Raw genomic sequence first — 13677 nt, 5'->3', positions numbered from 1 at the left:
TGCCCGAGAGAGAGTCAGCGCGGCGCGTAGGCCTTCGGCAGTCGCATGCCGCGGTCGGCCATGATCTGCCGGACGTGGTTCGGGTAGTTCGTGATGATGCCGTCAACGCCCATGTCCATGAGGGCCTCTATGGTGGCGGGGTCATCGCAGGTCCACGGGATGACCTTCAGGCCCCGGGCGTGCGCCTCCGACACCATCGCCTGATCGGGGTAGAAGCGGAAGCCTGGGTCACCGACCTTCCCACTCTGCGGGAAGCCGTAGTTCGGAGAGAGGGCCGTGACGCCAGGGATGGCGGCGGCCGCCTTCACGAAATCGCCTTCATAGTTGTCGACGTCAATGCCACCGAGCCACGGGGAGGCGCCGGGCTTGCCGATCTGAAGGAAGTCGTAGTTCGTCAGCGCCACCAGCGGCCACGTCGGCGCAAGCCGGTGCATCTCCATCAACGCGCCCCAGTCGAAGGACTGGATGGTGACCTGGCGTTCGATCCCCGAGGTGTGGATCTCTTCGAAGACCCGGCGGACGAACAGCTCGCGAGGCGCGGTCTGCTCGGGCGCGCCCGCCTCGACCTTGGTCTCGATGTTGAGCGTGACCTGCTTGGCGCGGTAGCTCTTGACGAGGTTCAAGACGTCCTTGAGCTCGATCATCCGGAAGCCCTTGATCTGCTCCTGCTCGGGGAAACCGGGCAACTGCTGATACCCGCAGTCCATGGTCTTGATCTGAGCCAGGGTCAGGTCCTTGATGTACTTTCCGACGTACGGGTACAGCGGATCACCGGGCGTGACCGGTGCGGTGTCGCGGCACTTCTGGGCGCTGATCTGCCGGTCGTGGTTGACGACGACCTTCTCATCCTTGGTGACGTGGGTGTCCAACTCCAGGGTGCTGACCCCGAGGCGCATCGCTTTACCGAACCCCTCCAGCGACTCCTCGGTCGTCATGCCGATGCCACCGCGGTGGGCCTGAAGGTCGAAGTGAGTCTTCTGGGGCAACACGCCGGGACCGTCGGCCGTTGACGCGTGGGCAGCTACTGGCGCGGCGAGCGCAGGCACAAAGGCCAAGCTCAGCAGGACATGACGAAGGTGCATGAGGGGGCTCCGCTGCGTTAGGTCTATCTGGCCTCACGACGCTAGATCGTTGGCCAACCCTCGTAACGGCCATGGCGTGATGGGGGCGTGAACCTTCGCGGAACGCGCAGGAGGCGGCAGCTCGCACGGATCTGAAGGTCAGTGACCGGAGCGCTGTCGTCTGTGGTGGTCTGCCATACGGTCTCGGCGTCCGGGGCGGCATCGCCGTACAGCAGCTCCTGGAGATAAATCCGATCCCCGTCGAACCCGCGATGCGGGAGCGATCCGATAGCTCCCGCCCGGTCCGCACCCACCGCAACCTGCACCTTTCACGGCGACTCGAAGCCGTATCAGGGCCATGTCAGCTCCGTGTTGGGTCGCGGGGCCACGATTCTCGGCATGGACACAGCAATGCGGCCCCCGGCCGACACCCAAGGCGCCCAGCCGAAAGGCTTCGTCGCGAAGCTCCTCGCCGACCGTCACTCCGTCCCGTTCTCCATCGCACTGCACCTGGTGCCCGGCGCGGTCATCGTCGCCGTGTACGCGTTCATCGCCGCCCCCCTGGTCCGGACGATGAACTTCCCGATCTTCCTGGCCTGGGCCATCGCCCTCGCGGTTGTGCTCTTCCCACTCCAGCTGTTCCTGCTGTGGCTGGGCAAGAAGCAGACCGGCCGCTTCACGATGAAGGGCGTCGTCCACTACCGCGACAAGCCGCTCTCGCGGCGCAAGGTCTTCTGGCTCGGGGCCGCGTGCCTCGTGTGGATGACCGTGGTCTCGCTCTCGCTGACCCCGCTGGACAACATCGTCTACGACTGGTTCTTCACCTGGGTGAACTACCAGGGCGCCGGCCCCGACGGCGCCACCTACCTACAGGGCTACTCACACGAGCTCGTGCTCACCACGCTGCTCATCTGCGCGCCGTTCACCGGCTTCACCCTGCCCCTGCTCGAGGAGTACTACTTCCGCGGCTTCCTGCTGCCCCGCCTCCCGCAGCTCGGCAAGTGGGCCCCGTTCTTCAACACCTTCTTCTTCTCGGTGTACCACTTCTGGGCCCCTTGGACGGTCCTGTCAAAGCTTGTCTTCCTCTACCCGGGCGTCTGGCTCGCCTGGAAGAAGCAGGACATCCGCATCTCGATCGCCATGCACCCCGGCTCGGCGCTGCTGATGACCGTGGTCGGCGTCATCGCCCTCGCCTCCGGCGCCTACTCTCTGTAAGACCGCCCGAAACGAGGGGCGCCGTACGCTGGCCGAGCTCCGGATGCGTCGCTCCGGAGCGGGCCGCAAGCGAGCCGAGCAGGTCGACCCCGGGCTGCCCGCGGCGCTGGATACGCTGGCGGAGCCGGTCACTCAGGGCGATCCAGAGTCGCCGCTGCGCTGGACGGCGTTGTCGTTGAACACACTCGGTCGTTGAACACACTCGCCACCGAGTTGACCCGCCAGGGGCATCCGATCAGTGACGACACCGCGCGGCGGCTGCTGATCGAGGCGGGGTACTCGTTGCAGGGCAACGCCGAGGTGCTGGAGGGCAACCAGCAACCGGATCGCCATGCCCAGTTCGGGTAAATCCACTTCCAGGTGACCGCCTACATGGCCGAAAGCGAGCCGGTCGTGTCGGTCGACGCCAAAGAAGAAGGAATTGGTCGGAGACCTATCTGACCACTGATATTTCGTCCCCGTCTCCACTGACATTCTCGCCGCGCTCAACATCAAGGCGGCAGCTCGGCGCAGGCCGCCAACCCGCCTTCCTTATGACCGCCCACCGGGAGGACTCGTGGCCGTGTACCACGATCGTGATGGCCGCCTACCAGGAGAAACTCCTGTCCGTCCACAGGGCGGTCTTGCCCCGACGCGCATTAGGACACCGTCCGCCGTGACAGTCTCATCGCACCTCGCCGCGCAGGATCCGTTCGTACAGACTCCTCGCCGCCGCGGTCAACATCCACGTGGTTTCGTGGGTGGTACCCTCGGCGCGGTCCGTTCAGCGTACGAACCCTTAGCCACCGGCGGCGCACAGCTCGTACAACGTCCTGCTGCACTCGCAAGAATGCGAGACCACGCGGATCCACCGTGCCCGATCGGTTAGTGCGTACCAGGTCAGCTTGACGTGGTTGGCCTGCGGAGGCCCGAAGTGCGGGCCATGGAAGTCAGGGATCTCCGCCATGTCACGCGGTCCTCCCCTCGAAGACCTCGACGAGGTTCCTGAGCGCGACGTCGACGCGGACCATGACGAGTTCATGGATGTAGTCGCTTCCCGGCGGCAGCCGATGCCCGTACTTCGATCGTTATCCGGAGTTCTTAGCATCTCCTCGCAGGTCAACGCGAGATGATCTTTTCAGGCGCGTAAGGCATGTTGGCTCACCACCCGGGTCGGCGCGATCGGGCAGTGTCACCAGATGCAGCGGCCCCGGATCCTCCTTCAGCGCGGTGAGCCGGTAGGCAGCGCGCCCGTCCAGTGCTGTCTGTCCGCGGTCGTAGCGCTGGGTGATGACCGGGGAAGCGTGCCCAAGGAGCCGCTCCAGCCCAGGATCGGGTCCGGCTTGGTTATCAAGTCGTACAGCGGGCTCAGGTTGCTCCGGGGAGCTTGGCGCTGACCGGAACGTTTCGTTCGTGCCCGACGATAGAGTCGCGTGGGCATCCAGCCGCCGGACGATCCGTCAGAGTTGATGCGCGCCGGGATACGTGCACGCATCATGCGGCTGACCTCGGCTGCGGGTACGGGAGCGCGGAGGTGGACGCCGCCGACCCTGCTGGCGGTGTTGTCGGCGGGTGCGCTGGGGCCATTACTGATCCCGGGCGCCACGGCCACCGCGGCGCTGGTGGGCGCGCTGGCCGCTGTGGGCGGCAATGTGCTCACCGATCTGGTCAAGGCGGCGATCAATCGGCTGGGCCCGGGCGGGCCCGACACCGCCGCCGCCGGGCGGGATCTGCAGACCATGGTGGAGCAGGAGATTCAGGTCGCTCTAGAGGCCGGTGGTGAGCGGGCCGACCAGCTACGGGCAGAGATCGCCGAGGTCATGCGACACCACGATCTGGTCGGGGCGGCGATCGAACAGGCCGTGATCAGCGGAGACCGCCTAGTACAGCGACAGCTGGCCACGGGCCTGGCCAGGCTAGGTGAGCAGTTCACGGAGTTCGGGTTCGTGGCCGCCGAAATGGCGCTACAGCTACGGCTGATTCGTACTCGGATGGACCAGGCCAGCGCCGATCTGCAGGTGTCGGTGGGGTTACAGTACCGGCAGACGACCGACATCCGGCTGCTGGCCGACCAGGTCGCGGTGATCGAACAGCGCACCCGCGATCCGGGGGGTAGCCAGGACCGCACACGCCCAGCCATTTGGGAGCAGTGCCCCTACAAAGGGCTGGTGGCCTTTCACGAGGACGACGCCCCGGTGTTCTATGGCCGCGAGGTGATCGTCGCGGAGCTGGTGGCCACGCTGGCTCAGCGGTCAGGCGGGCCGAGCCTGGTGGTGGTGACGGGCGCGTCGGGGGCGGGCAAGTCCTCACTGCTGCGCGCGGGACTGCTGCCCGAGCTGGCGCGGGGGAAGCTGAGCGAGCAGGCCCGCCTGTGGCCCCGTGCTGTGCTGGACCGGCCGACCTCCGCCCCTCTGGAACGCCTGGCCACATTGCTCGCTGGCCTGACCGGGCTGGAGGCGACCTCGGTGCTGCGGCAACTGGCCGACCATCCCGAGCAATCCCATCTGCTGGTTCGCCAGGCGGTCGAGGCAGACGCTGCACGGCGGGGCCTGACGGACCGGCAAGCGGCGGCGAGCCGGCTACTGCTGGTCGTCGACCAGTTCGAGGAGATCTTCACCGCGGCCGACGATTCGTCGGCTGCCGCGCATGAGCTGATCACTGTGCTGCACTCGGCGGCGACACACTTGTGCGGGCCGGAGGAGATCCCGGCCGCGGTTGTGGTGATGGCGGTCCGGGGCGATTACATCGACCGGTGCGCGGACTTCCGACTGCTGGCCCAGTCCCTGGCCCAGCCATTCATCGTCGGGCCAATGAGCGAGCTGGAACTTCGCCTGACCATCACCGGCCCTGCCGCCGAGGCGGGGCTGGAGCTGGAGCCTGGGCTGGCCGACGACATCCTGACCGAACTGCGGCAGGGGCCAGGCGAGCCGCTGGCCGGGACATTGCCGCTGCTGTCCCAGGCGATGCTAACCATCTGGGAGCACCGTGAAGGCATACGCCTGACTCACCACGGTTACGACCGTACCGGCGGGGTCAGGCAGGCGGTGGCCACCAGCGCCGACGTCGCCTATCGGGAACTGAGTGAGGAGGCCAAGGCGGCCGCCCGGCGCTTGTTCCAGCAGCTGACCCTCGTGACGGCGGACGGCGTGCCCGCCCGCCGCGCGGTCCCGCGCTCGGCGCTGGGCATCGACGACACCGGAAACGTGCCGGCCGACGGAGGGCTCGCCCAGCTGCTGGAGGTTTTCACCCGGCGGCGATTGCTGGTTGTGGACCGGGAGACAGTGCAGATCGCCCACGACGCATTGCTGGTGAGCTGGCCCCAGCTGCGCGGCTGGCTGGAAGGCGACCTCGCCGCTCATGCCCAGTACAGCCAATTGCTGGACGACGCCCGTAACTGGCAGAGCAACGGCAGACGGGCGAGCTACCTGTACCGGGGCGAACAGCTCGCCAGCGTCCGGGAACTGGTGCCCAGCTGGCAGGCCAACACGGATCGCTACCCAGACCTGGGCAGCGTGCCCGCCGAGTTCCTGACCGCCGCGATCACAGCGGAGACCCGGACCACGCGCCTGCGCCGGACCCTGATGACCGCTCTCGCGGCCCTGCTCCTCCTATCCACCGGGACCGCCGCGATCGCGATCCGGCTCCAGCAGACCGCCATACGAGAACGGGACAGCGCGGCATCCCAGGTCCTGGCTGCGCGGAGCGAACAGGTCCCCGACGACAACCCCCGGCTGGCGGCACAGCTGGCGGCCGCCGCCTGGCGGGTCGACCAAGCAGCTGAAGCCCGCTACAGCATGACGGCTGTGACAACCAGGCCATTACGGGCGGTTCTGTCGACCCGCGACGGCTATGTCAGCTCGGTGGCTTTCAGCCCGGACGGCCGCGTCCTGGCCAGTGGCAGCCATGGTGGCGGAGAGGGGTGGGTGCGGCTGTGGGACCCGGCCACCGGCAAACAGATCGGCCATGCCCTCCACGACCCCGACGGCCGCGTGCGGTCGGTGGCCTTCAGCCCGGACGGCCACACCCTGGCCACCGCCAGCAGCAACGAGGCTGGTGAAAATGCGGAAGGCTGGGTGCGGCTGTGGGACCCGGCCACCGGCAAACAGATCGGCCATGCCCTCCACGACCCCGACGGCCGGGTATGGTCGGTGGCCTTCAGCCCGGACGGCCACACTCTCGCCACCGCCAGCAGCCGCAGCAGCCCCGGCAGCCCCGACATTGAGGGGTGGGTGCGGCTGTGGGACCCGGCCAGCGGGAAACGGATCGGACCGCCTCTGCACGTCCCCGGCTCGGGGGTGTCCTCGGTGGCCTTCAGCCCGGATGGGCGCATCCTGGCCGGCGCCGGCGGCCACAGTATCGGGGATGACGGCAGCGAAGGATGGATACGGCTGTGGGACCCGGCCACCGGGAAACAGATCGGCCCCACCCTGCGCGACCCCGACGGCCGCGTGAACTCGGTGGACTTCAGCCCCGACGGCCGCACCCTGGCAAGCGGCAGCGGCGCATCCAACGGATGGGTGCGACTGTGGGACCCGGCCACCGGTAAGCAGACCGGTCCCACCCTGCGCGACCCCGACGGCCGCGTGAACTCGGTGGACTTCAGCCCCGACGGCCGCACCCTGGCAAGCGGCAGCGGCGCATCCAACGGATGGGTGCGGTTGTGGGACCCGGCTGGCGGCGAGCAGATCGGCCCTGCCCTGCGTGATCCCGATGGCGCGGTGGCCTCGGTGGCCTTCAGCCCCGACGGCAAAACCCTGGCCAGTGCCACCCACAGCTTCATCGACAACGGGGGCCTGGGATGGGTGCGACTGTGGGGCCCGGCCACCGGCAGGCAGATCGGCCCCACCCTGCAGGAGCCCGACGGTGACGTATCCTCGCTGGCCTTCAGCCCCGACGGCCGCACCCTGGCCAGCGCCAGCAGTCGCGATACCTCGGACGGCGACAGTATTGAGGGGTGGATACGGCTGTGGGACCCGGCCACCGGCAAGCAGACCGGCCCCGCGATGCACAACCCCGACGGCGAGGTGTCCTCGGTGGCCTTCAGCCCGGATGGGCGCATCCTGGCCGGCGCCGGCGGCCACAGTATCGGGGATGACGGCAGCGAAGGATGGATACGGCTGTGGGACCCGGCCACCGGGAAACAGATCGGCCCCACCCTGCGCGACCCCGACGGCCGCGTGAACTCGGTGGACTTCAGCCCCGACGGCCGCACCCTGGCAAGCGGCAGCGACAGCATTGTCAGCGACACGGAGGGGTGGATACGGCTGTGGGACCCGGCCACCGGCAAGCAGACCGGCCCCGCGATGCACGACCCCGACGGCAAGGTGTCCTCGGTGGCCTTCAGCCCCGACGGCAAAACCCTGGCCAGTGCCAGCAGCGGGAGCGGTGGCGGCGAGAACATAGAGGGGTGGATACGGCTGTGGGACCCGGCCACCGGCAAGCAGACCGGCCCCGCGATGCACGACCCCGACGGCAAGGTGTCCTCGGTGGCCTTCAGCCCGGACGGCGGCACTCTGGCAAGCGGCAGCGGCGCATCGGGGGGTTGGGTGCGGTTGTGGGACCGCGCCACCGGCAAACAGGCTGGTCCCGCCCTGCGCGACCCTGACGGCTCGGTAACGTCGGTGACCTTCAATCCGGACGGCCGCACGCTGGCGAGCGCCAGCGGCCGCGTAAAAGCCGATATCAACACCGCGGAGGGCTGGATACGGCTGTGGGACCGCGCCACCGGCAGGCAGATCGGCCCCGCCCTGCACGACCCCGTCGGCTATGCGGTCTCGGCGGTCTTCAGCCCGGACGGCCATACCTTGGCCAGTGGTAGCAGGACCGGTGACCTCAACAACGAGCAGGGCTGGGTACGGCTGATGGCAGGCCCCCCATCCGATCTTCCCGCCGCCATGTGCGCACTTCCCGGGGATCCGTTGACTCAGGCTGAGTGGGACGAGTATGCACGCGGAGTGGAGTTCCGTGCCGTTTGTCCCTGAATGATGTCATCACCCAGGGCGATGATGACGCTGGAGAGCAGGTCGAGGTTGTTGAGCGTCTGGGTGCCTGCCTCGCCACCAGGGTATCGCCGACGCACAGAAAAGCGTGCAAGCCACAGTTCAGACGAACAGCGCGCCGGTGAGCGCAAGTGCGGCCAGCGCGGCCGCGACAGTGAACCGGCCCAGACGAGCGCTTGATCCCCGCAGGACGGCCCAACGGACAACTATCTGGGGTCGGCCCGTTCTAGGTCAGGCAGTCAGCCACTCGGAACCTTTCGGCCCGAAACGTTTGCCGATGCCAGGACCCGCGCTGGAGGAGCGAGGGCGCATGTCGTGACGATCGCTGGCGTTGGCCAAACTCCATACGGGGTCGGGGCGATCGATGCCGCATGTCTCCTTGGTCGGCCCACGGCATCGAGCTACTCGGGATCACCCGACCTTTGGCCCATGCCCGGCTTGAAGCGGCGCAGCGCGCAGACCATGCCAAGTGTGGTCGTTCACGAGACGCCTCTGCTTCCCGAGGAGACAGCAGAAGACGCCGCTGGAGACGGCCAGGCGCGCGAACCCCAGAAGCAATCGCATGCCTGCTCCGGCAGCGATATCTCGTCCCCTGGCGCCAGGTCACCAGCACCACCGTCGCAGGCGAGGTCAGCCCAGACGACGCGCCCGGTTTCGTCTCCCGTGACGCTCAGCCGCGTACAGAGGGCGGCCACTATGGCGAGCCCTCGCCCGCCTTCTGACATCTCTCCCCCACGACATGCACGCAGGACAGGCTTGCTCGATCCGCCGGCGTCCTTCACCGCGATTCGGGCGGTGGTCCTGGACGACCAGATGCCGACCGTGAACACACCGCCCGCCGACCTCGTGTGCAAGATCGCGTTGCTGGCCAACTCGACGATGCAGGAGATCGCATCATCGCGTGCGGGACAGTCCATCAGCAGCGCGGCAGCGAGCCGACGTACGGTACGCAACTGAACTCGTTCACCAGGGAAATCACAGCGCCACGCCATGCCGTTCATCGCCCCCACCTTTCCTCCGCCGACAGCGTTGGACGCCATCACGCAAACGACTTACTCCGTTACGTTCCGCAGATACACTGATGCTCACATGCACCATGCAAGCTTGCACAGCAAATCGATGAAGATCTCTCAACTGAACTACGCAGCGGAAGCTGCCAGCAGCCGACAAGGTGGTGACCATGAGCGGGAAGCGTGGCGTAACGCTCCGAGCCCAATGGCTCGGCAAGCACCTACGGGAGCTACGCGAAAGCGCGGGCCTCACGCTGAAGGAGGTCGGCGATTACCTCCAGCGCGACGCTTCCACAGTGAGCCGCTTCGAGGCGGGCCTCTATCCGGCCCGCACCCCTGACGTCATCGCCCTGCTCGACCTGTACGGCGTCACAATCCTGAACGAGCGCGAAACCCTCACCCGCCTGAGCCGCGAAGTGTGGCAGAACGGCTGGTGGGACGACTACTCCGGCGACGTGTCGCACGGCATCGTGGACTACGCCTGGCTGGAGAACCGCGCCGAGAAGATCAGCTCCTTTGACGCCTTCGTGGTCCCCGGCCTGCTCCAGACACGGGACTACATGGAAGCCGTCATCCGTGCCGAGGACCCGGACGCCTCCAGTGAGCAGATCGACCGCTGGGTCGAGTTTCGCCTGACCAGACAGAAGATCCTGACCGACGACGGCCCTGCTTTCTCCACGATCCTGGAGGAGTACGCACTACGCCGCATGGTCGGCGGCCCCAAGGTCCTGCGCAGTCAACTGTCCCACCTCGCGAGTCACGCCTCCTCCCCCAATGTCGAGGTCCGGGTCCTCCCAGTCTCCGCAGGAGCACATGCCAGCCCGGACGGCGCCTTTCGCATCTTCGAACTCCCCGAGCCCTACCCGGCCGTCGCCTATGTCCCCACGCCGGCGGGTTCCATCTACGTGGAAGGTCAGGCAGCTGACAGGCTTAAGCTGAAATATGACCGCATTCACCGCGATTCACTCAATGCCAAAGACTCGCTGGACCTGATCGCGGCAGTTGCGGACAGCATCTCCGACGCCTAGGGATGGAGCCGTCCGATCATGACCACCCCCGACATCTCCTGGCACATCAGCAGCTTCAGCGCCGACGGCGGCGGCAACTGCGTCGAGGCCGGCCCTCTCAACGACGGAACGGGCCGGGTGGCGGTCCGGCACAGCAAGCTTCAGGGCGACGCGATCGTCTACACCAGGGCGGAGTGGCAGGCGTTCCTGGATGGGGTTCGGGCGGGAGAGTTCGACTTCTTCGACTGAGTAAAGCGCCAGCGGCTGCTGCCGAGGTCGGACGTGGACACAACGTCCTGGAGCGACAGCGGCTCGATCCCCGTGGGCAGGCCAAGAATTCATCTCCGCTTGAGACCATGCCGCACAACGAAGTCCACAAGACGTCGACTAATAGGTGATTTTGCAGCAACTTCCTCAAGCAGAACATGAACGTCATCAGGATCAAGCATCGAAAGATCGCCGAGAACCGCCTTAAGGGGCACGCTGGCCTCGATCTCGTCAAAGACTGAGGCCACAGCTTGATATGCCGCAATACGGTCAGCTTGGGCCCCGTGCCGCAAGGCTAAGATTTCCAAAACTGTGCGGAGGGCATATTTAGTCAATCCCTTTTCTTCCTGCACAAGCACCAGGTGTCTAAGCGGCTCTACCGCATGCAGATGAAGAACTTCTTCTGAGCAGCAGAAAGCGGCCTGTTGCAAAAGATCTGTTGCAGAAAGGTCAAGTTTGGAGATCCAAACGGAATCCACCTCTCCCCAAGCAAACTCTCCGAGAGGCGTCAGCCCCAGATGCAGATCAAACCTTCCACCCTCTAAATTTAGAGGATATGTAGCGACAGCTCGAACGAGTCCAAGCCAGTCGGTAGGAGTACACTGAGAGCGCCACAGGAATGTAAATTTACGCCATTCCGCTAGAATGTCAGCGTCACGTAGCATAATCTCGCTAGCGCGCTTCATCCCTGCAGCAAGCCCCAACATGAATAGATTAGCCGAATAATATGCATGGCGTCGCGCAGGACCCCCGCGCAACGGTTCATAGCTGGCATATTCAGAATATCTGTGGCTGTCAATTCCCTGCAGAAGCCGAGCAATCAGCGCCTTGCACCGCGCTGATTCTTTTATCAGTTCGCTGAGGAAGTTAAGTACCGGTGTTCGATTGGACAACGTCGCCCAAGATAGCAGAGCCCCTAGCAATCCATCGTTGGTGCCAATGAAAGTGCGCTCCTGAGCGACCAATTCATGCAGAAGCGTTGCGACTAGCCGCGCTATTAAGAATTCACCAAAGGTGGCGTGGAGGAACTCGTACGTCAGGAGCATATCTCCGTCACGAACAGCTTGCGCCTGATGGACGAAGAAGAAGCGCCCGAAAGCCTCTTCGCTGGCAGTGAGCGGGGAATTAAAGGAAGCTGGGCGAATAATTGGAGGCGACAGGACCGCAAGATCTGCGTCCACCTCGCCGCCCGTTGCCCATTGACGACCCCGATTAAACATAGCAAATGCGATGATAGAAAGTCTAAAAAGCTCCTTGTCTACCTGGACAGAAACTTGATCATCTGGAAACTCTTTTTCAAGCTCCCGCTTGGCGAACCTACGCATAAGCTGCTCATAGAGTTCCACGCGTCCCAGTTCTTTAACGCCACGTCGGAGTGCATTACCGTCAGCGTCATAGAAAGCTAGCATCATAAGCAGGAGCGGCTGCCTAGCAAGTTCTATCTGTGAAAGCGCAACATCCCACGTAAAGGGCTCGATTTGTGATGATTTGAAATATGGAGCGTTAGCTTCATTCCAGATGGATAACCAATTGCGGACCTGTGCATCATCGAATGGCTCCAGTCGGACCACAATTGTTCCTTCGGGAAATTCAGCGCGATCGGCCACCGCCGTTCTGGAAGTCACAATGACTGCAACGGCCCGTCCGGCATCGAGCTCTCGTTGCTGAAATTGTGCGACTTGTTTCAAATAATCGGACTGACGAACGCCCGTTGCTTGAAGCAGCTCATCAAAGCCGTCAAGGAAAACGACGGGTAGCACACCTTTGGCGGCTCGAGCAAGGGCTGGCCATTCTAGTCGCTCACCGCTGAGCCGATAAATCGCCTGCTCAATTTGCTCCTGAATGTCCGCACCGGCATGGACTTCTCGTAGCGGCACACGAACAGGCAGGAACTGTGCTGGGAGCCGCGCCGCAAGCACCTTAGTGAGTACGGACTTTCCGGCTCCAGGTTGACCTAGGACTACCAACGGGACACGACTGGCCGCCGACCCAGTAAGAAAGCTCGCTAGGAAACTGGTAAAGTCTGCGCGCAATCGGCACGTCTCCCACCATTCCTCCAGACTCGGATTGTGCCTGGGCCCTGCCTCTTTGGCCAAGAAGTTTGGCGTGATATAGGCGTCAGCCAGGGCGGGCAGTACCATTCCCATTGGTACATCGCCTGTCTCCGCGATAGGCCTATCCAGGGCCGCTCGATGCAACCTGGCCAGGCTTTGTAGTTGCACATCGAGCACTTCGCTGGTAGCAATCTTCGACAAGAGCCGTTCAAGCTCGCCAAGGCTTGCTCGTGTTGCCTGGTGATCCACCATGCTCGACCAGAAGGCAAACTCTGGCACGTCCATAGCCAGTTGCCGATACTTATCCTTATAGCACCGTAGAGCAGCTAGGCTTAGCGCACTCTCGGAATAGCGATCACGCTTATGTTCGGGTAATGACTCCCAGATCGCCAACCCTTGAATAAAGCGCGTTAATTGCCCGGAAAGCCTAGAATAATATTTTTCTAGCGCGTCTAGAGTCTCCTCGTATGAGACTTGGGCCGAAGGACAACCCGGTACAGTGAGTAGACGTGCAGAATCGTTCTGATCTAGCTTGGCAAGTCTTTCCTGTTCACCTTTGCTGAATTGCAGCTTGAGGCCCGAGTATTTAACGGCCTCAAAGAATGCGGTTACCACTAGTACTGTGTGCGCTGCCTCAATTCTCTCGGTACGGTCACGCCACACCTTGCTCGCACGCCAGTCCCGCCATCGCCCAAGCAGATCATTGCCAACCTTGATGAGTTCAGTTTTGGCATCGATGAGATCCCACATACCGAGCGTAGCTGCGCTTAACACAGTGTCTAACGTTCTAACTCTTGGGTCCGTCCCTCCCAAGAGAGTGACTGCTTCTGAGTAACGGTACTCCCTCGCCATGCTGCAATTATGACCATGTTGAGGGGATCCCTCAGGCAAACCTGGCTACACAGGTTGAATTCGTAGAGTCGGTCATGGCTTTGTCGGGGTATCGAGGGTGAGTCCGGTCTGGGCCAGGCAGCCGGTGAGCAGGTGGGGCCGGTATTGGATCTTCTTCAGCTTGCGTTTGACGATCCGGACGAGACCGGCCAGGTCGGTGACAGCGAAGTTGGTCATGGCCCGGCGGAGCAGAG

Annotated in this window: 9 protein-coding genes; 6 read left to right on the top strand and 3 right to left on the bottom strand. The window is 64.3% G+C overall.

The genetic code is table 11. The features are described 5' to 3' along the window. Positions 1 to 14 precede the first annotated feature (14 nt). Positions 15 to 989, bottom strand: a complete 975-nt coding sequence (locus KLK06_RS40395; protein WP_308168675.1) for a glycerophosphodiester phosphodiesterase family protein — start codon at positions 987 to 989, stop codon at positions 15 to 17. 471 nt (positions 990 to 1460) lie between these two features. Here KLK06_RS40395 and KLK06_RS40390 point away from each other — a divergent pair, with 471 nt between their 5' ends. The 4 genes from KLK06_RS40390 (at position 1461) to KLK06_RS40375 (ending at position 8236) form a co-directional block, all read left to right on the top strand. After that, positions 1461 to 2276 carry a CPBP family intramembrane glutamic endopeptidase gene (locus KLK06_RS40390; protein WP_214640970.1) on the top strand — a complete coding sequence of 272 codons (816 nt, stop codon included), beginning with the start codon at positions 1461 to 1463 and terminating at the stop codon, positions 2274 to 2276. 43 nt (positions 2277 to 2319) lie between these two features. Continuing rightward, the gene (locus KLK06_RS40385) at positions 2320 to 2472 is read left to right on the top strand and encodes a hypothetical protein (protein ID WP_214640969.1); all 153 of its coding nucleotides are present in this window, start codon (positions 2320 to 2322) and stop codon (positions 2470 to 2472) included. Next, the gene (locus tag KLK06_RS40380; RefSeq protein WP_214640968.1) at positions 2469 to 2624 is read left to right on the top strand and encodes a hypothetical protein; all 156 of its coding nucleotides are present in this window, start codon (positions 2469 to 2471) and stop codon (positions 2622 to 2624) included. The genes KLK06_RS40385 and KLK06_RS40380 overlap by 4 nt, the downstream gene beginning before the upstream one ends. Before the next feature lie 1064 nt (positions 2625 to 3688). Next, a complete protein-coding gene (locus KLK06_RS40375; RefSeq protein ID WP_214640967.1) occupies positions 3689 to 8236 on the top strand; it encodes an AAA family ATPase in 4548 nt (1515 codons plus the stop codon). Positions 8237 to 8733: 497 nt separating this feature from the next. Here KLK06_RS40375 and KLK06_RS63235 read toward each other — a convergent pair whose 3' ends face one another. After that, positions 8734 to 9171, bottom strand: a complete 438-nt coding sequence (locus KLK06_RS63235; RefSeq protein WP_374197183.1) for an ATP-binding protein — start codon at positions 9169 to 9171, stop codon at positions 8734 to 8736. Between the two features lie 263 nt (positions 9172 to 9434). Between KLK06_RS63235 and KLK06_RS40365 the strand changes: the two genes are divergently transcribed. Both KLK06_RS40365 and KLK06_RS40360 read left to right on the top strand, forming a co-directional pair. Next, on the top strand, positions 9435 to 10292 hold the full coding sequence (locus KLK06_RS40365) for a helix-turn-helix transcriptional regulator (RefSeq protein WP_214640965.1): 858 nt from the start codon (positions 9435 to 9437) through the stop codon (positions 10290 to 10292). Between the two features lie 18 nt (positions 10293 to 10310). After that, positions 10311 to 10520: a DUF397 domain-containing protein gene (locus KLK06_RS40360; RefSeq protein WP_214640964.1), complete on the top strand. Its 210-nt coding sequence runs from the start codon at positions 10311 to 10313 to the stop codon at positions 10518 to 10520. 89 nt (positions 10521 to 10609) lie between these two features. On the opposite strand, the gene KLK06_RS40355 is transcribed toward KLK06_RS40360, so the two are convergent. Next, positions 10610 to 13444 (bottom strand): NACHT domain-containing NTPase, encoded by a 2835-nt coding sequence (locus tag KLK06_RS40355; RefSeq protein WP_374197177.1) that lies wholly within the window; start codon positions 13442 to 13444, stop codon positions 10610 to 10612. Positions 13445 to 13677 lie beyond the last annotated feature (233 nt).

The sequence above is a fragment of the Nonomuraea sp. NEAU-A123 genome, assembly GCF_018603905.1.
Taxonomy (GTDB): Bacteria; Actinomycetota; Actinomycetes; order Streptosporangiales; family Streptosporangiaceae; genus Nonomuraea.
The sequence above is the reverse complement of the archived record's forward strand: the minus strand, read 5'-3'. Positions and strand labels throughout refer to the sequence as shown.